Origin of the sequence: Marinitenerispora sediminis (genome assembly GCF_003336425.1) — a bacterium.
In the GTDB taxonomy this organism is placed as follows: domain Bacteria; phylum Actinomycetota; class Actinomycetes; order Streptosporangiales; family Streptosporangiaceae; genus Marinitenerispora; species Marinitenerispora sediminis.
The window spans coordinates 1-18,113 of the sequence record NZ_QEIO01000022.1; the positions used below are offsets into that span (position 1 = coordinate 1).

Consider the following 18,113-nt stretch of genomic DNA (forward strand, 5'->3'; position numbering starts at 1 on the left):
CGAAGACACGCCTTTTCCAGTACGTTTCGGGACTCACGGGTCCGGGGCGTCCGGTGCTTGCAGCCATGGGCGTAGTATCGCGGCTTTCCCCATACGCACCTACTCAACCCGCCGACGGACACCGATTGGGAATGAACGAAAACCCTTACAGCACAGCGGTTCTGGCATGGTACGAGGCCAATGCCCGCGACCTGCCGTGGCGCCGGTCGGACGCCACTGCCTGGGGTGTCCTCGTGAGCGAGATCATGCTCCAGCAGACGCCGGTCGTCCGGGTGCTGCCCGCCTGGGAGGCGTGGCTGCGGCGCTGGCCGACCCCCGCCGACCTCGCCGCGGAGCCGTCCGGGGAGGCCGTGCGGATGTGGAACCGGCTGGGCTACCCGCGCCGGGCCCTCAACCTGCACGCCTGCGCCCGGACCATCGTGAACCGGCACGGCGGGAAGGTGCCCGACTCGCACGCCGACCTGCTGGCGCTGCCCGGTGTCGGCCCCTACACGGCGGCGGCCGTGGCGAGCTTCGCCTTCGGGCAGCGGCACGCGATCCTGGACACCAACGTGCGCCGGGTGCTCGCCCGGGTCGTCACCGGCACCGAGTACCCGCCCAAGACCCAGACGAAGGCCGAGGTGCGGCTGGCCGAGTCGCTGCTGCCGGAGTCCGCGGCGGTGGCGGCCCGGTGGGGGGTGGCCGTCATGGAGCTCGGCGCCCTGGTGTGCACCGCGCGGTCGCCGCGCTGCGTGGACTGCCCGGTCACCAACGCCTGCGCCTGGCACCGGGCGGGCCGGCCGGCCCACGACGGTCCGCCCCGGCGCGGCCAGACTTACGCGGGCACGGACCGCCAGGTGCGCGGCCGCCTGCTCGCGGTGCTGCGCGACTCCCCCGTACCGGTGGCCAAGGCGGCCCTGGACGCCGTGTGGGACGAGCCCGTCCAGCGCGAGCGCGCGCTGGACGCCCTGGTGGCCGACGGCCTGGTGGATCCGCTGGACGACGGCCGGTACGCCCTCCCGGGGTGATCCGGCGCCGCCGGGCAGCGCGGACCGGGCACGCGAAAGGGGGCGGCCGTCGGCCGCCCCCTCGCCCTCACCGGGGCTACTCGCTCTTGCTCGCCGTGGTCTCCACCTGCGGGCTGTCCGGAACCGACTCCGGCTTGGGCACGCCGCGGAAGGTGAACTTCGCGTCCGTCCCCTCGCCCTCGACGTCGACGATGACGATCTGCCCGGCCTTGAGGTCGCCGTACAGGATCTTCTCCGACAGCTGGTCCTCGATCTCGCGCTGGATCGTCCGGCGCAGCGGCCGCGCGCCCAGCACGGGGTCGTACCCGCGCTCGGCGAGCACCTGCTTGGCCGCCGGACGCAGCTCCAGACCCATGTCGCGGTCCTTGAGCCGCTCGTCCAGCCGGTCCACCATCAGGTCCACGATGTTGATGATCTGGTCCTGGGTGAGCTGGTGGAAGACGATGATGTCGTCCACCCGGTTGAGGAACTCCGGCCGGAAGTGCTGCTTGAGCTCCTCGCCGACCTTCGCCTTCATCCGGTCGTAGTTGGTCTTGGCGTCGTCCTCCTTGGCGAAGCCCATGGCCACGCCGCGCGAGATGTCACGCGTGCCGAGGTTCGTCGTCATGATGATGACGGTGTTCTTGAAGTCGACGTTGCGGCCCTGTGCGTCGGTGAGCCGCCCCTCCTCCAGAACCTGCAGCAGCGAGTTGAAGATGTCGTTGTGCGCCTTCTCGATCTCGTCGAAGAGGACCACGGAGAACGGCTTGCGCCGCACCTTCTCGGTGAGCTGGCCGCCCTCCTCGTACCCGACGTAGCCGGGCGGGGAGCCGAACAGCCGCGAGACGGTGTGCTTCTCCATGAACTCGCTCATGTCGAGCTGGATCAGCGCCTCCTCATCGCCGAACAGGAACTCCGCCAGCGTCTTGGACAGCTCCGTCTTGCCGACGCCGGAGGGTCCGGCGAAGATGAACGACCCGCCGGGGCGCTTGGGGTCCTTCAGGCCGGCGCGGGTGCGCCGGATCGCCTGGGAGAGCGCCTTGATGGCGTCCTCCTGGCCGATGACCCGCTTGTGCAGCTCGTCCTCCATGCGCAGCAGCCGGGAGCTCTCCTCCTCGGTGAGCTTGAAGACCGGGATGCCGGTGGCCGTGGCGAGGACCTCGGCGATGAGCTCCTCGTTGACCTCGGCGACGACGTCCATGTCGCCGGCCTTCCACTCCTTCTCGCGCTGGGCCTTCTTGGCGAGCAGCTGCTTCTCGTCGTCGCGCAGCGACGCGGCCTTCTCGAAGTCCTGCGCGTCGATCGCGGACTCCTTGTCGCGGCGCACCTGCGCGATCTTCTCGTCGTACTCGCGCAGGTCGGGCGGCGCGGTCATGCGGCGGATCCGCATGCGGGAGCCGGCCTCGTCGATGAGGTCGATGGCCTTGTCCGGCAGGAAGCGGTCGCTGATGTAGCGGTCGGCCAGCTGCGCGGCGGCCACGAGCGCGCTGTCGGTGATGGACACGCGGTGGTGCGCCTCGTAGCGGTCCCGCAGGCCCTTCAGGATCTCGATGGTGTGCGAGATGGTCGGCTCGTCCACCTGGATCGGCTGGAACCGGCGCTCCAGCGCGGCGTCCTTCTCCAGGTACTTGCGGTACTCGTCCAGCGTGGTGGCGCCGATGGTCTGCAGCTCACCGCGGGCCAGCATCGGCTTGAGGATCGAGGCCGCGTCGATCGCGCCCTCGGCCGCGCCCGCGCCGACCAGCGTGTGCAGCTCGTCGATGAACAGGATGATGTCGCCGCGGGTGCGGATCTCCTTGAGGACCTTCTTCAGGCGCTCCTCGAAGTCACCGCGGTAGCGGCTGCCCGCGACCAGTGCGCCGAGGTCCAGGGTGTAGAGCTGCTTGTCCTTGAGCGTCTCGGGGATCTCCCCCTTGACGATCTTCTGGGCCAGCCCCTCCACCACGGCGGTCTTGCCGACGCCCGGCTCACCGATCAGCACGGGGTTGTTCTTGGTCCGGCGCGACAGCACCTGCATGACGCGCTCGATCTCCTTGTCCCGGCCGATGACCGGGTCGAGCTTGCTCTCCCGCGCGGCCTGGGTCAGGTTGCGGCCGAACTGGTCGAGCACCAGGGAGGTGGACGGCGTCGACTCCGAGGACGCGCCGGTGGCCTGGGGCTCCTTGCCCTGGTAGCCGTGCAGCAGCTGGATGACCTGCTGGCGCACGCGGTTGAGGTCGGCGCCCAGCTTCACCAGCACCTGGGCGGCCACCCCCTCGCCCTCGCGGATGAGGCCGAGCAGGATGTGCTCCGTACCGATGTAGTTGTGGCCCAGCTGCAGCGCCTCGCGCAGGGACAGCTCGAGGACCTTCTTCGCGCGCGGGGTGAAGGGGATGTGGCCGGAGGGGGCCTGCTGGCCCTGGCCGATGATCTCCTCCACCTGCTGCCGGACCGCTTCGAGGCTGATGCCCAGGCTCTCCAGTGCCTTCGCAGCGACGCCCTCGCCCTCGTGGATGAGGCCGAGCAGGATGTGCTCCGTACCGATGTAGTTGTGGTTGAGCATCCTGGCCTCTTCCTGGGCCAGGACCACCACGCGCCGTGCGCGGTCGGTAAACCTCTCGAACATGTCTCGTCGCTCCTCACAGAGCGGTCAGGCAGGGACGGAAGTTCCGACCCTCACTTTTCCGCATATCGGCCCCAGAGGAGAAAGTCTCCCCGGAGGCGCTCCCGCACCCGTCCACCAAGCCGTCCGCGTTCGGCCGACCCGACAAACACATCCCACACAGCCCGTCTTCCCACAAGCTGTGCAAGAGACTTTCCCCGACGATAGGGCGTTCACCCTCATCCAACTACCAATCGGGCCTTCGGTGTTCCAAGTACGCCGCAAGCGAACGGCCCGCGCCCCCGGTGAGGAGGGGACACGGGCCGTGGTTGCCTGTTCGTGGTGCGATTTGCTCTAAGCGAACACGCCCGCCCGGCCACCGGGGACCCGGTGGCCGCCGCGTGTCCCCGCCGCCCGCCGCGGACGCCCGCGGCCGCGTCCTCGCGGACCGCGGGAGGGAGACGGGGGGAGCCGTCCGGGTCGGCCCGGAAGCGCCCGCGGGGCCGGCGGCGACTAGCGCTGCGCGGCCTCGTACTCGGCGACGATGGAGGCCGGGATGCGGCCCCGCTCGTTCACCTGCTTGCCGGCCGCCTTGGCCCACGCGCGGATCTCCGCGCTGCGCTCGCGGCTGGGCGCGTTGCGCTGCTGGCGGCGACCGCCGCGGCCGCCCTTCGCCGGCGCCTTGCGGGCGGCGTCGACGTAGGGCGCGAGCGCGTCGCGCAGCTTGGACGCGTTCTTCTCACTGAGGTCGATCTCGTAGGTGGCGCCGTCGACCGCGAACGAGACCGTCTCCTCCGCCTCGCCACCGTCGAGGTCATCGACGAGAAGCACCTGAACCTTTTGTGCCATGGATACAGACCTTTCGCAGAGCAGTGCGCTAGCACCTGAATATAAAGCTATACCTCGGAGAACGGGAAAGACAATTCTCGGCGCGGCAAAAATCGTCTCTGCTATCCCCACTCCGGGAGCGTCGAAAAGATGCGGCCATACAGGGCCCGCCGGCCCGCGCGACGCGGGCCGGCGGCCGATAAGCCGAGGAGGGCGTGCCCCATTCCCTAACGCGGCCGGTTAGCGGCCGCCCGAGCCCGCCCCGTCGCCGGGGACTTCGGAGGAAGTACCCGGCGCGGTCTTTGCCCCGCCGTCCGCCGTAACGTCGTCGGCGTGCGCCGCGGTCGCCGATTCGGCTCCGGTGGCACTGCTACTCGACGCGGTGTCAGCTTCGCTGACCAGCCGCCCGTCCGACGTTCTCGGAGCCATCTCCTTGCGGAGCAGCTTGTAGATGAACGTGCAGAAGGCCGTCGCGACAACAGCTGGGGGGATCAGCGCCGACAAAACGTCCCACATCGAACGCAAACCCCTTCCTTGTTGTGACTTTATCCAGTAATTACCCCGGTCAGGGACCAGATCAGCTTACGCTCACGCTCCGTAGGGTCCGGCACCAGCCCGTATAACGCATCTCCGCCATCATAGACACCACCGGATCGTGTTCCCGACCGCCACCCGGGGCAAGCTTTAGCGCCATCACGCTATGGCCTGCCCCATAAGGGATCCGCGCGACTCACAGGCGGGCGGTCCGACCTTAAACGGGGCGCCACGCCGGCGAAAACGGCGGCTGCGGACCTCGTGGGCCGCAAACGCGACGGCGCCGCACGTCACGGCGGTGCGAGAATATCGAACTGGATCCGGGCCGCCGGCGCTACGTCCGGGCTGAACAAAGATCCCTCGACTTCTTGGTCGACGCGCACAGATTGCCGGCCCCTATACCGGATCGGCGCACCTTGCGGGCATTAGCGGCTAAGCGGGCTGGGAGTTGTGGGATCGTGGCATCGTAACGGTGAAGAGTCAAGCACCCCCGCGTAAGCGCGGCGCAAGTGCCGACAAGCCCGTCACTGTGGGCATTGGGAGGGTCCTCGTCGTGGTCTTCCACGCTGATCTACATATTCACTCCAAGTACTCACGGGCTTGCAGCAAGGATTGCGACCTGGAGCATCTCGCCTGGTGGGCGGCCCGCAAGGGCATCTCGGTGGTGGGCACGGGTGATTTCACTCACCCCGCGTGGCGCGAGGAGCTGCGGGACCTTCTGGTTCCCGCCGAGCCGGGCCTGTTCCGCCTGCGGCCGGATATCGAGGCCCGGATCGCGCGGACGCTGCCCCCGATCTGTCGGAAACTTCCGCGGTTCATGCTCTCCGTGGAGATCTCCACCATCTACAAGCGGGCGGAGCGCACCCGAAAGGTGCACCATTTGCTGTACGCTCCCACGATGGCGGCGGCCGAAGCCATCACCGCTGATTTGGCGAAGATCGGGAATCTCGCCTCGGACGGCCGGCCCATCCTCGGGCTGGATTCACGCGACCTGCTGGAGATCACGCTCGCCAGCGACCCGGGCTCCTATCTGGTCCCGGCCCACGTGTGGACGCCGTGGTTCTCGGCGCTGGGGTCGAAATCCGGCTTCGACGCCATCGCCGACTGCTACGCCGACCTCGCCGGCCACGTCTTCGCGGTCGAGACGGGCCTGTCCAGCGATCCGGCGATGAACTGGATGGTGTCGTCGCTGGATTCCTACACCCTCGTCAGCAATTCCGACGCCCACTCACCGCCCATGCTGGCCCGCGAGGCGACCCGCTTCGACACCGACCTGGACTACTACGCGATCCGGCGGGCGCTGGAGACCGGCGAGGGATTCCGGGGATCGGTAGAGTTCTTCCCGGAGGAGGGCAAATACCACCTCGACGGGCACCGCAAGTGCGACGTCCGATTCGAGCCGGAGACGACCCGGGAGCACGGCGGCCGCTGCCCGGTGTGCGGTAGGCCGCTGACCGTCGGCGTTTTCCACCGCGTGCACGAACTCGCGGACCGGGCGGAGGGCTACCGTGTTCCGGGCGCCGCCGATTTCACCAATCTGGTGCCGCTGCCGGAAATCGTCGGGGAGATCCTCAGAGTCGGGCCCAAGAGCAAGCGCGTCCAGGGCGAGGTCGCTCGCGTCGTCGCCGCCCTGGGTTCGGAACTCGACATCCTCGCCACCACTCCGCTGGACGAGGTGACGAGAATCGGCGGCGAACGGCTCGGCGAGGCGATCTCGCGGCTGCGCCGGGGCGCCGTGATCCGCGAAGCCGGGTACGACGGCGAATACGGCACCATCCGGATGTTCGAGCCCGGCGAGCTGTCCTCCGGACGAGGGCTCACCCTCTTCGACCACCCGGAAAGCGCGCCCGCGCCCCGGACCCGCGGTTCGGCGCGGCCCGCCCCCGGCACGCCTCCGGGCACCGGCCGGCGGCGTTCCGCGGGCGACGCCGACGGCGCGTCCGCCGGGGAGGGCACCGCGGCCCCCGGCCTCTTCGACCCCGTCCCGGAGCCCGGGCCCGCCGGCGGCGCGGACGGCCGCGCCCCCGCCGAGCCGGCCGAGGGCGGCACCGCGGACCCGACGCTCTTCCCGTCCGCTCCGGACGGCGGCGACCTGCGGCGCCCCCAGGGCCTGCTGGACGGCCTCGACCCCGACCAGCGGGCGGCGGCGGAGCGCCCGGGCGGCCCGCTGCTCATCGTCGCCGGGCCGGGCACCGGCAAGACCCGCACCGTGACGCACCGCATCGCCCACCTCGTCGCCGAGCGCGGCGTTCCCCCCGAGGACTGCCTCGCCATCACGTTCACCCGGCGGGCCGCCGAGGAGCTGTCGGAGCGGCTGAGTGCGCTGCTGGGCGAGCGCGCCGGGCGGATGACGGTCACCACCTTCCACGGCCTCGGCGCGCGCATCCTCCGGGAGCAGCACGGGCGGGTGGGGCTGACCGAGCACTTCCGGATCGCCGACGAGGCCCGCCGCGCGGAGATCGCCCTGGAGGTGGCGGGCTCCGACTCCGAGGCGCGCCGGCTGCTGGCCCGGCGCGACGCCGGGGCCGCGGCGGCCGAGGACACCGCGCTCCGCGACTTCGAGAAGCGGCTGCGCGACCATGACCTGGTCGACTTCGGCGACCTGCTGGCGCTGCCCGTCCGGCTGCTCGGCGCCGACCCCGACCTCGCGCGCGGCTACCGTGAGCGGTGGCCGTGGATCAGCGTGGACGAGTACCAGGACGTCGACGAGACGCAGTACACCCTGCTGCGGCTGCTCACGGCCGCGGACGGCAATATCACCGCGATCGGCGACCCCGACCAGGCGATCTACGGCTTCCGCGGCGCCGATGTCGGGTTCTTCCTCCGCTTCACCGAGGACTTCCCCGCGGCCGAGACGGTGCGGCTGACCCGCAACTACCGCTCGAACGCCACGATCGTGTCGGCCGCCGTCCAGGCCATCGCACCGAGTTCGCTGGTGCCCGGCCGGGCGCTGCGCGCGGTGGGCGACTTCACCGACCCGCCGCGGATCGGGGTGCACGCGGCCGCCGACGAGCGGGCCGAGGCCTCGTTCGTGGCCCGCGCGATCGACCGGCTGCTCGGCGGCACCTCGTGGCACTCGCTCGACAGCGGACGGGCCAGCGGTGAGGCGCACGACGGCCTCTCCTTCGGCGACATCTGCGTCCTCTACCGCACGGACGCGCAGAGCGCGGCGGTCGTCAGCGCGTTCAACACCGCCGGGGTGCCGTTCCAGAAGCGCTCACACGACCGGCTGCTGAACCGCCCGGGGGTGCGGCTGGTGGCCGACGAGCTGGCGCACCACCCCGAGGGGCCGGTCGCGGAGCGGGTCCGCGCGGCGGTCGCGCTGCTCGCCGAACGGCACGCCGGCGACCCGGAGCTGGTCACCGACCTGCGCGGCGCCGGCGAACTCGTGCTCCCGCTGGCGGCCCGGTGCGGCGCGGACCTGCCGGAGTTCCTCTCGGCGCTGGCGCTGGGCGCCGAGGTGGACGCCCTGGATCCGCGGGCGGACCGGGTGGCCCTCCTCACGCTGCACGCGGCCAAGGGACTGGAGTACCCGGTGGTGTTCCTGCTGGGGTGCGAGGACGGGTTGCTGCCGTTCCGCTTCCCCGGTGCGCGGCGCGACGACTTCCCCGGTGCGCGGCGCGACGACGAGGACGAGGAGCGGCGGCTGTTCTTCGTGGGCGTGACCCGCGCCCAGCACCGCCTCTACCTGTCGCGGGCGCGGCGGCGGACCCGGCGCGGCACCGAGGAGGAGATGCGGCCCTCGCCCTTCCTGGCCGCGATCGACGCGGGCCTGACCATGCCCGTCGACGAGGAGTCGGCGGCGCGCAGGCGTCCGAGGGACCGCCAGCTGCGGCTGCTGTGACGGGGCGCCGCGGCCCTCAGTCCAGGTGGAGCAGCATCCGGGTGTTGCCCAGCGTGTTGGGCTTCACCCGCTCCAGGCCGAGGAACTCCGCGACGCCCTCGTCGTAGGAGCGCAGCAGCTCCTCGTAGACCCGCTGGGACACCGGGGTGCCCTGGATCGGCTGGAACCCGTGCCGGCCGAAGAACGCGGTCTCGAAGGTGAGGCAGAAGACCCGCCGGACACCGAGGTCGCGGGCGGTGGCGAGCAGCTCGGCGACCAGGCGGTGCCCGACACCCTGCCCCTGGAGGGCCGGGTCCACCGCGACGGTGCGGACCTCGGCGAGGTCCTCCCACAGGACGTGCAGGGCGCCGCAGCCGACGACGGCGGGCTGGCCCCCGTCGTCGGCCTCGGCGACCCAGAACTCCTGGACGTCCTCGTAGAGGTTCACCGTGCTCTTGGAGAGCACGCGCCGCTCCCCGCTGAAGGTGTCGATGAGTCGGCGGATGTGAGCGACGTCGCGTGTCCGCGCTCGGCGGACGCTGACCTGCGTGACGGACATAGCCGACCTAGACTACCCCGCCGTGAATTGCCGCGGGCGTGCCGGTCGTCCCCTGGTTCCCTCCCGGAGGGGGCCGGACCGGTACGCCCTGTCGGCTGCCGCGCGGCCGGATCAGATCAGCTGGCGCCGGGCCGCCCACACCACCGCTTCGATCGGCGTGTTGACGCCGAGACGGTCGCAGATCGAACGCAGCCTGCGCCGAAGCGTCCGGGCGCTGAGTTCGAGCCGGCGGGCCGCGACGTCGGTGGTGACGCCGGTGGCGACCTCCGCCAGCAGCTGGATCTCGTCCTCGGTCAGGTCCGGACCGATGACCGGCAGGGGCTCCCGGGTCGGCGCGGGGACGGCGACCAGGGCCTCCCGCATCGGCGAGACCGTGGGCTCCTTGACCGCGTGACGTACGAGTGTGGCCTGTTCCACTCCGTCCTCCCTCATCCGTGGTGAGTGCGGAACATCGACTCGTCGCCGCGGGGACCTCGGGCGAGTGGAGGTGGGGGCCTCATGGCGAACGCGCCGGGGCGGGGGGCCGAACCCCAGGCCGACGACTCGCGTTTCCCTGGCACGGAAACGTGAATCAAGGCTCGACAGGGATTCGGCGCCCCAGTGACAGCGACCTGGGACGGACAGATCGCACGGGGGCGCACTCGGCAAAGGATGGACGAAACCGACGGAGCCGTTCTCAGCCATCCTCACTCACCGTCATATAGATCCTCTGCGGCAAACATGCGGAATTCTCCGCTCGCTTCGAAACGCTAAGCGGACGGGCACGCAGCGTCAAGGTCCATTCATTGACAGAAAGTAGTCGAACGATCGTTTTCTGTTACAACGCGCAGGTGGCAGAACCCTTCACAGGTCCGCTGACCTGCGTAGATAATCTACGTGGCGGCGCCCGGCCGGCAGGTCACCGCGATTCAAACAGTATTCTCAAACTGGCGTTCCGGACAGTGCCATTGGCCAGGAGATTCGACATTGGCCGCGGTCGGCCAGCACTGAAACGTGGCCTCAGCCACAATTTGGATGATCTTGGACCGCCCCCTCCCAGCTGGGAGAGGGCGGCCGGGAGCGCATTAGCTGGGCTTCACGAGCGGGAACAGAATGGTTTCGCGGATGTTCTTTCCGGTGAACGCCATCAGAAGCCGGTCAATGCCCATTCCCACGCCACCGGACGGCGGCATGGCGTATTCGAGCGCCCGCAGGAAATCCTCGTCCAGCTGCATGGCCTCGGGGTCGCCGCCCGCCGCGAGCAGGGACTGCTCGGTCAGCCGCCGGCGCTGCTCCACCGGGTCGACGAGCTCGGAGTACCCGGTCCCCATCTCCATGCCGAAGCCGATGAGGTCCCACTTCTCGGTGAGCAGCGGGTCCTCGCGGTGCTGCCGGGTCAGCGGGCTGGTCTCCAGCGGGAAGTCGCGCACGAACGTCGGCTGGATGAGGGTGTGCTCGACCAACTCCTCGAAGAGGTGCTCGACCAGCTTGCCCGGCCCCCACGCCGGGTTCCACTCGACCTCGCGCGCGTCGGCCAGCTTGCGGAGGTCCTCGACCGGTGTGCGCGGGGTGACCTCCTCACCCAGCGCCGCGGAGACCGCACCGTAGAGGGTGACCTGCGGCCACTCGCCGCCCAGGTCGTACTCCTCGCCGTCCCGCCGGACCACGGTGTCGCCGAACACGGCGCGCGCCGCCTCCTGGATCAGCTCGCGGGTGACGTCGGCCGCCGTGTTGTAGTCGGCGTAGGCCTGGTAGAACTCCAGCATCGTGAACTCGGGGTTGTGCGTGGAGTCCGCGCCCTCGTTGCGGAAGTTGCGGTTGATCTCGAAGACCCGCTCGATGCCGCCGACCACGAGGCGCTTGAGGTAGAGCTCCGGAGCGATGCGCAGGTAGAGGTCGAGGTCGTAGGCGTTGATGTGCGTGGTGAACGGCCGCGCGGTGGCTCCGCCGTGCACCTGCTGCAGCATCGGGGTCTCGACCTCGACGAAGCCGCGCTCCTGCAGACCGTCCCGCAGCGCGCGCACCGCGACGGCACGCCGGCGCACCATGTCGCGCGCGTCCGGGTTCACGATCAGGTCGACGTAGCGCTGCCGGACCCGCGCCTCGGGGTCGGTGAGGCCCTTGTGCTTCTCCGGCAGCGGGCGCAGGCACTTGGCGGTCAGCCGCCACGCCTCCACCATGATGGACAGCTCGCCGCGGCGCGAGGTGATGACCTCGCCCTCGACCCCGACGTGGTCGCCCAGATCGATGTCGCTCTTCCAGGCCGCCAGCGACTCCGCGCCGAGCTTGTCCAGCGAGAGCATCACCTGGAGGTCGCCCGAGACGTCGCGGATGGTGGCGAAGCACAGTTTGCCGCCGGTGCGGTAGAGCATGACCCGGCCGGTGATCCCGACGCGCTTGCCGGTGCTCTCGTCCGGGCCGAGGTCGCCGTGTTCGGCACGGACCGCCGAGATGAGGGTCGTCCGGGGGAAGTTGACGGGGTAGGGGTCCACCCCGCCCTCCCGCAGGCGGTCCAGCTTCTCGCGGCGGACCCGCATCTGCTCCGGCAGGTCGTCGTAGGCATCGTCCAGCACGTCACTCACGCGCCCGATCCTATCTGCGGTACCCACCTGCCGCGCATTCCATTCCGGAAGGGCGGTCACACCATGGCAACGCCGCCCGAATGCCGCCCGAACGCCGCCCGCCGGTCCGGCGGCGGACCGCCGGGCGGCGCCGCTCATCCGACGTTGCGCTCGAAGACCATCCGCAGCCCGACCAGCGTCAGCGACGGCTCGTGCACGTCCACGGTCTCGCACTCGTCGATGACCGTCGGAGCGAGGCCGCCGGTGGCGACCACGGTGACCTCGTCCACGTTGTCGGTGAGCTCCTGCGCCATGCGGTCCACGATCCCGTCGACCTGGCCCGCGAAACCGTAGACGATGCCCGAGCGCAGCGCCTCCGTGGTGTTCTTGGCGATGATGGACCGGGGGCGGAAGATCTCGACCATGTGCAGCTGCGCGCCGCGGCGGGAGAGCGCCTCGACGGAGATGTCGATCCCCGGCGCGATGGCGCCGCCCACGTACTCGCCCCTGCGGCTGACCGCGTCGAAGGTGGTGGCGGTCCCGAAGTCCACGACCACGCACGGGCCGCCGTACAGCTGCACGGCGGCCAGAGCGTTGACGATGCGGTCGCTGCCGACCTCCTTGGGGTTGTCCATCCGGATCGGCACGCCGGTCTTCACGCCCGGTTCCACGATCACCGCCGGCACTTCGCGGAAGTGCCGGCGGAACATCACCCGCATCTCGTGCTGGACGTTGGGGACCGTGCAGCACATCGCGATGCCGTCGATGTCGCGGTGGCCGAGCAGGTCGCTACCGCTCAGCAGCCCCTGCAGCACCACGGCCCACTCGTCGGCGGTCCGGCGGGACTCCGTGGCGACCCGCCACTGCTCCCGCAGCTCGTCCCCCTGGAAGATGCCGAACACTGTGTGGGAGTTGCCGACGTCGAGCGCGAGCAGCATCTGGTGCCTTATCCATGTCGGGGCGGTCGGTCAGGTCGTGTCCCGCAGATCGAGCGCGATGTCCAGGGCGGGACTGGAATGGGTCAGGGCGCCAACGGCAAGATAGTCCACACCGGTGGCCGCCACGTCGGCGGCGACGGAAAGAGTCAGTCCGCCGCTGGATTCCAGCCTGGCCCGCCCGGCTACCAGCCGCACCGCCTCCCGCAGCCCCGCGACGTCGAAGTTGTCGAGGAGCAGCTCCTCCGCACCCGCCTTCAGGGCCGGTTCGATCTGGTCGATCCGGTCGACCTCCACCTCCAGCGGCAGGCCCGGGTAGGCGCGCCGCACCAGGCGCACCGCCTCGGCGACCCCGCCGGCCGCGACCACGTGGTTGTCCTTGATCAGGGCCGCGTCGCTGAGCCCGGTCCGGTGGTTCACCCCGCCGCCGCACCGGACCGCGTACTTCTCCAGGGTCCGCAGCCCCGGATGCGTCTTGCGGCTGTCCCGGATCCGGGCGGCGGTCCCGGCGACCGCGTCGACCCACCGGCGGGTGTGCGTGGCGATCCCGGAGAGGTGGGTCAGCAGGTTCAGCGCTGTGCGCTCGGCGGTGAGCAGGTCCCGGGTCCGCCCGGTCACCGTCATGAGCACGTCGCCCGGCTCGACCCGGTCGCCGTCGCGCACCCGCCGCTCGGTGGCCACGACGCCCTCGGCCACCTCCCAGAACACCAGTTCGGCGAGGGCGAGACCGGCGACCACGCCCGGCCGCCGCGCCACGACGTCGGCGGTGCTGGTCTGCGTCGCCGGGATGGTGGCCGCGGTGGTCACGTCCACCGGGTCGGCGCCGAACAGGTCCTCCTCCAGGGCCCGGCGGACCAGGGCGACGTGCTGCCGGGGCTCGCCGCCGACACCGCGCAGCTCCGCCTCCAGCTCGGCGTACGGGGAGCGGTCGATGGCGCTGCGGGCGGTCCGCACCTCGCCGTCGCGCAGCCGCACGAGGATCGGGTGCCGGAACAGCGGGTCGGGCTCGGGGAAGTCGGCGCGGCGGTGCGCGCCGCGGCTCTCCTCCCGCTCCTCGGCCGCCGCCACCAGCGCCCGCGCGACCGTCAGCAGGTTGGTGGCCTCCCACGCCTCGACCCCGGGTTCCCCGGGACCGGCCGCCGTGAGTCCGGCCAGCAGGTCCCGGGCCGCGGCCAGGCCCGCGGCGTCGCGGAGCACTCCGACGTGGCGGGACATCGCGGCACGCAGCTCGGGCACGGCCGCCGGATGCGCCAGTCCCGCGGGACGCTCGGCCGATGCGCCGACCGAGGCGGGGCGCGCGGGAGCCGCGGCGTCCGAGGCGGCGAGGGCGTCGGCGATCCGGTGGCCGTAGACGACCGCCTCCAGCAGCGAGTTGGAGGCCAGCCGGTTGGCGCCGTGCACACCCGTGCACGCGACCTCGCCCACGGCGTACAGCCCGCGCAGGCTGGTCCGGCCGTCCGGCCCGGTACGGACCCCGCCGGAGGCGTAGTGCGCCGCCGGGGCGACCGGGATCAGGTCGGTGACCGGATCGATGCCGTGCGCGCGGCAGCTGGCGAGGATGGTGGGGAAGCGGCGCTGCCACATGGCGGCGCCGAAGTGGCGGGCGTCGAGGTGGACGTGGTCGGTGCCGGTGCGCGCCATGGTGCGGGCGATCGTGTTGGCCACCACGTCGCGGGGGGCGAGGTCGGCCAGCTCGTGCTCGCCGGCCATGAAGCGCTCGCCGGCGGCGTCGACGAGGAAGGCGCCCTCGCCGCGCACCGCCTCGGAGATGAGGGGCTGCTGGCCGCGCGCCTGCGCCCCGAGCCACAGCACGGTCGGGTGGAACTGCACGAACTCCAGGTCCTGCACCTCGGCGCCGGCGCGCAGCGCGAGCGCGAGGCCGTCGCCCGTGGACACGGCCGGGTTGGTGGTGGCGGCGAACACCTGGCCGAGCCCGCCGGTGGCGAGCACGACGGCTCCGGCCCGCACCGCCCCGACGCCGTCGCGCTGGCCCTCGCCCATGACGTGCAGCGTCACGCCGCGCACGACGGTCTGGTCGTCCTCGGTGCCCAGGAGCGCGTCGAGCGTCAGCGCGTGCTCGATGACCTCGATGCGGGGTTCGGCGCGGACGGCGGCGATCAGCGCGCGCTCGATCTCGGCGCCGGTGGCGTCCCCGCCGGCGTGCGCGATCCGGGAGGCGCGGTGGCCGCCCTCCCGGGTCAGCGCCAGTCCGCCCTCGGGGGTGCGGTCGAACGCGGTCCCGACGCCGACCAGCCAGCGCAGCGCGTCCGGCCCCTCGGTGACCAGCCCCCGCACGGCGTGCGGGTCGCACAGGCCGGCTCCGGCCAGCACGGTGTCGACCATGTGCGCGACGGGGGTGTCGGCGGGGTCGACCGCGGCGGCGATCCCGCCCTGCGCCCACCTGGTGGACCCGCTGGACAGCACGTCCTTCGTGACGAGCACCACCCGGCCGCGCGCGCCGGACTCGACGTACCGGAGCGCGGTGCTGAGTCCGGCGATCCCAGAGCCGACGATGACGACGTCGGTCTCGATCGTCCACCCGGGATCGGGAGCGGTCAGCCGCCGGGGTAATGCCGAAGTGCTCTGACTCACCGCGCGTTCTCCCTTTTTCGGTGGATTGTGGCGATTTACAACGTGAGCGGCACGTTATCAATCAGCCTGGTCTCGCCCACCCAGGCGGCCACCACAAGCACCGCGTCGCCCCGGAAGTCCCCGGAGACCTCGGTGAACGTCACCGGGTTCACCAGCGAGAGGTAGTCGACCGCCACCGGCGGGTCGGCGGTCGCGGCCTCGTCCAGCACCTCGCGGGCGGCGCTGAGGATGCCGACCGCGCCGGTGACCGCCGCGTCCGCCCCCGCCAGCAGCGCCCGGGACAGCGCGAGCGCGCTGCGGCGCTCCTCGGCGCTGAGGTAGACGTTGCGGCTGGACGTGGCCAGCCCGTCGGGGTCGCGGACCGTGGCCGCCCCCACGACGTGGACCGGCATGCACAGGTCGCGCACCATCCGGCGCACCACCGCGAGCTGCTGGGCGTCCTTCTGCCCGAACACCGCGACGTCCGGCCGGACGAGGTTGAACAGCTTGCTGACGACGGTGAGCACGCCCTCGAAGAATCCGGGCCGGAACTCCCCCTCCAGCACCTCCCCCATCGCGCCCGGGCGCACCGTGACGATCTGCGGTCCCGGGTACATCACCTCGACGGTGGGGGCGAACACCACGTCCACACCGGCCTCGGCGCAGACCGCGAGGTCGGCCTCCAGCGGCCGCGGGTAGCGGTCGAAGTCCTCGTTCGGGCCGAACTGCAGCGGGTTGACGAAGATGCTGACGACGACGGCGTCCGCGTGCTCACGGGCGGTGGCGACCAGCCTGCGGTGCCCGCTGTGCAGGGCGCCCATCGTCGGCACCAGGGCGGTGCGGCGGGTTCCCAGGGCGGCCCGCGCGCGGGCGAGCTCCTCGGCGGTGCGCACGACGAGGGGGCCCGCGCCCGCGGCACCGGGGGCCGGGGCGGGGTCGGATGTGGTCGGTTCGCTCATACCTGCCTCCGATGGCGGTCGGGGTGGGGTCAGGCCTGGAGGACGTCCAGGAGCCGTTCCGCGTCCTGCGGCCGGAGCAGCCCGGCGGCGAGCGCGCGGTCGGCGGTGAGCCGGGCCAGCGCCACGTAGCTCGCGACGCTCTCGGGCGCGTGGTCGCGCAGTTCGGCGATGTGCTCCGCCACGGTGCCGGCGTCACCGCGCAGCACCGGGCCGCTCAGCCCGTCGATGCCGAACCGGAGGGCGTTGTCCAGGGAGGCGCTGAGCAGCGGGCCGAGCACGCGGGCCGGATCGTCCACTCCGGCGGCGCCGAGCAGGGCCGCGCTCTCGGCCACCAGGGTCACCAGGTGGTTCGCCCCGCCGGACAGCGCGGCGTGGTACAGCGCCCGGCGGTCCTCCTCGATCCAGACCGGCTCGGCGCCCATCTCCACCACCAGGGCCTCGGCGATGGGCCGCAGCGGATCCGGAGCCGACACGCCGAACGAGCAGGCGGACAGCCGGTTGGCGTCCTCGGAGCGGCCGGTGAAGGCCATGACGGGGTGGAGGGCGAGCGGCAGCGCCCCGGCGGAGGTGGCCGGGTCCAGCACGCGGTAGCCGTGGCGGCCGCTCGCGTGCACCAGCAGCTTGCCGCGCACGTCGGTCCCGGTCTCGACGAGCCCGTGCACGAGCGGCCGCAGGGCGTCGTCGGGGACGGTCAGCAGGACGAGGTCCGCGGCGGCCACCACGCCGGCCGGCTCCCGGACCCGCGCGTTGGGCAGCCGCTCGGCGACCCGGGCACGGGATGCCTCGGAGACCGCCGAGGCGGCGACCACGGTGTGCCCGGCCCGCTCCAGGGCGGCTCCGAGTACCGATCCGACCCGGCCGGGGCCGATGACGCCCACCGCGAGGCGGGCGGGCCGCTGTCGAGTAGCTTCCGCCAGATCCATGTTCCTCGTTCCAGTCCACGTCGGGTACCGGACGTCGTGCGCCCAGCCTACTCGGCGGCCGTCGGCGCGACTCCGGCCTCTGGTCGATCCTCCCCCGGCGCGGCGGCCGGCGCACCCGGGGGACGCGGCGGCGCCGGAAGGCCGGTCGGCCGCCCGGTCACGTGGGTGGCCGAAACACGGCGTCGGCGCCGCCCCCCGGTGGGGGACGGCGCCGACGGGGCTACCTCAGCCGGACGCCGAGCTGCCCGCTACCACTTCCAGACGTGGTTGTCGTCGACCTCGGCCGCGATCGCGTTGGAGTCCTCGCAGTTGGCGCCCGCGTTGCCGAGGACCGCGATGGCGTTGCCGCAGACGTTGATCGGCACGTCGACGTCGACGCCGACCTGGTTGCCGCCGAGGATGCTGCCGTTGCCGGAGGTGTTCCAGTCGTCGGCGAACGCGGGCGTACCCGCGAGGATGACACCGGAGGCGGCGGCGACGATGGCGCTGGCGGCGAAGGTCTTCTTCAGCACTGCGTTTCCCCTCTCGGGCGACCGGACAGGCATACACCGTCCGATCACCCTGTTGACGTTCTGTGGCGCTGCGAACACGCGCCGTGTTCGATACCCATTCAGCCACACATCAACGGCTCTTGGGGGCGATTTTACGAAAGAGTTTGACTCTACGCAGTCACATAACAGCCCAGAGTGACCCTCCATGTCCGACTTGCCGGTGCGAACACTCTCTCCCACAGACCCCATCAGGTGGCACACGTCACACTGTTCGCAGTGCACCGCGAGTCACCCGGTCCCGGGCGACACGCGCGTTTCCTCCCCGGCTGCGGACGCATCGGTGGATAGCGGCGACCGGGGTCCCCGCCGTGCGGGAGGTTTCG

Annotated in this window: 13 protein-coding genes; 2 read left to right on the forward strand and 11 right to left on the reverse strand. The window is 71.6% G+C overall.

The annotated features are described in order from the left end of the window. Nucleotides 1-131 precede the first annotated feature (131 nt). Entirely contained in the window at nucleotides 132-1,007 is an 876-nt protein-coding gene (locus DEF28_RS06460; protein WP_114396328.1) for an HhH-GPD family protein, read from the forward strand. 76 nt (nucleotides 1,008-1,083) lie between these two features. Here the strand turns inward: DEF28_RS06460 and DEF28_RS06465 are convergent, their stop codons facing one another. The 3 genes from DEF28_RS06465 to DEF28_RS06475 all read right to left on the reverse strand — a co-directional run bounded on the left by DEF28_RS06465 (nucleotide 1,084) and on the right by DEF28_RS06475 (nucleotide 4,911). Beyond that, nucleotides 1,084-3,591 carry an ATP-dependent Clp protease ATP-binding subunit gene (locus DEF28_RS06465; RefSeq protein ID WP_114396329.1) on the reverse strand — a complete coding sequence of 836 codons (2,508 nt, stop codon included), beginning with the start codon at nucleotides 3,589-3,591 and terminating at the stop codon, nucleotides 1,084-1,086. A gap of 489 nt (nucleotides 3,592-4,080) precedes the next feature. After that, a complete protein-coding gene (locus DEF28_RS06470) occupies nucleotides 4,081-4,416 on the reverse strand; it encodes a histone-like nucleoid-structuring protein Lsr2 (RefSeq protein ID WP_114396330.1) in 336 nt (111 codons plus the stop codon). Nucleotides 4,417-4,635: 219 nt separating this feature from the next. Then, nucleotides 4,636-4,911, reverse strand: coding sequence for a hypothetical protein (locus DEF28_RS06475; RefSeq protein ID WP_114396331.1), 276 nt, complete (start codon nucleotides 4,909-4,911; stop codon nucleotides 4,636-4,638). Between the two features lie 571 nt (nucleotides 4,912-5,482). On the opposite strand from DEF28_RS06475, the gene DEF28_RS06480 reads away from it, so the two are divergent. Continuing rightward, on the forward strand, nucleotides 5,483-8,773 hold the full coding sequence (locus DEF28_RS06480) for a UvrD-helicase domain-containing protein (RefSeq protein ID WP_114396332.1): 3,291 nt from the start codon (nucleotides 5,483-5,485) through the stop codon (nucleotides 8,771-8,773). 16 nt (nucleotides 8,774-8,789) lie between these two features. Here the strand turns inward: DEF28_RS06480 and DEF28_RS06485 are convergent, their stop codons facing one another. The 8 genes from DEF28_RS06485 to DEF28_RS06520 all read right to left on the reverse strand — a co-directional run bounded on the left by DEF28_RS06485 (nucleotide 8,790) and on the right by DEF28_RS06520 (nucleotide 17,751). Next, nucleotides 8,790-9,311 (reverse strand): amino-acid N-acetyltransferase, encoded by a 522-nt coding sequence (locus tag DEF28_RS06485; protein WP_114396333.1) that lies wholly within the window; start codon nucleotides 9,309-9,311, stop codon nucleotides 8,790-8,792. 111 nt (nucleotides 9,312-9,422) lie between these two features. Further along, on the reverse strand, nucleotides 9,423-9,728 hold the full coding sequence (locus DEF28_RS06490) for a LuxR C-terminal-related transcriptional regulator (RefSeq protein WP_114396334.1): 306 nt from the start codon (nucleotides 9,726-9,728) through the stop codon (nucleotides 9,423-9,425). A gap of 647 nt (nucleotides 9,729-10,375) precedes the next feature. Beyond that, nucleotides 10,376-11,872: a bifunctional lysylphosphatidylglycerol synthetase/lysine--tRNA ligase LysX gene (lysX, locus tag DEF28_RS06495; RefSeq protein ID WP_181874204.1), complete on the reverse strand. Its 1,497-nt coding sequence runs from the start codon at nucleotides 11,870-11,872 to the stop codon at nucleotides 10,376-10,378. A gap of 134 nt (nucleotides 11,873-12,006) precedes the next feature. Continuing rightward, nucleotides 12,007-12,789, reverse strand: coding sequence for a type III pantothenate kinase (locus DEF28_RS06500; RefSeq protein ID WP_114396336.1), 783 nt, complete (start codon nucleotides 12,787-12,789; stop codon nucleotides 12,007-12,009). A gap of 30 nt (nucleotides 12,790-12,819) precedes the next feature. After that, the gene (locus tag DEF28_RS06505) at nucleotides 12,820-15,378 is read right to left on the reverse strand and encodes an L-aspartate oxidase (RefSeq protein ID WP_114396337.1); all 2,559 of its coding nucleotides are present in this window, start codon (nucleotides 15,376-15,378) and stop codon (nucleotides 12,820-12,822) included. Nucleotides 15,379-15,413: 35 nt separating this feature from the next. After that, the gene (gene panC / locus DEF28_RS06510) at nucleotides 15,414-16,316 is read right to left on the reverse strand and encodes a pantoate--beta-alanine ligase (protein ID WP_114396338.1); all 903 of its coding nucleotides are present in this window, start codon (nucleotides 16,314-16,316) and stop codon (nucleotides 15,414-15,416) included. 29 nt (nucleotides 16,317-16,345) lie between these two features. After that, complete coding sequence (locus tag DEF28_RS06515) at nucleotides 16,346-17,239, reverse strand: Rossmann-like and DUF2520 domain-containing protein (RefSeq protein ID WP_114396339.1); 894 nt, start codon at nucleotides 17,237-17,239, stop codon at nucleotides 16,346-16,348. 248 nt (nucleotides 17,240-17,487) lie between these two features. After that, entirely contained in the window at nucleotides 17,488-17,751 is a 264-nt protein-coding gene (locus DEF28_RS06520; protein WP_114396340.1) for a chaplin family protein, read from the reverse strand. Nucleotides 17,752-18,113 lie beyond the last annotated feature (362 nt).

Excerpts from the sequence above, each read along its gene's own strand:
- DEF28_RS06475 (WP_114396331.1), bottom strand. The coding sequence starts at position 4,911 with ATGTGGGACGTTTTGTCGGCGCTGATCCCCCCAGCTGTTGTCGCGACG.
- DEF28_RS06515 (WP_114396339.1), bottom strand. The coding sequence starts at position 17,239 with ATGGATCTGGCGGAAGCTACTCGACAGCGGCCCGCCCGCCTCGCGGTG.
- DEF28_RS06465 (WP_114396329.1), bottom strand. The coding sequence starts at position 3,591 with ATGTTCGAGAGGTTTACCGACCGCGCACGGCGCGTGGTGGTCCTGGCC.
- DEF28_RS06485 (WP_114396333.1), bottom strand. The coding sequence starts at position 9,311 with ATGTCCGTCACGCAGGTCAGCGTCCGCCGAGCGCGGACACGCGACGTC.
- panC (WP_114396338.1), bottom strand. The coding sequence starts at position 16,316 with ATGAGCGAACCGACCACATCCGACCCCGCCCCGGCCCCCGGTGCCGCG.
- DEF28_RS06460 (WP_114396328.1), top strand. The coding sequence starts at position 132 with ATGAACGAAAACCCTTACAGCACAGCGGTTCTGGCATGGTACGAGGCC.
- DEF28_RS06500 (WP_114396336.1), bottom strand. The coding sequence starts at position 12,789 with ATGCTGCTCGCGCTCGACGTCGGCAACTCCCACACAGTGTTCGGCATC.
- DEF28_RS06470 (WP_114396330.1), bottom strand. The coding sequence starts at position 4,416 with ATGGCACAAAAGGTTCAGGTGCTTCTCGTCGATGACCTCGACGGTGGC.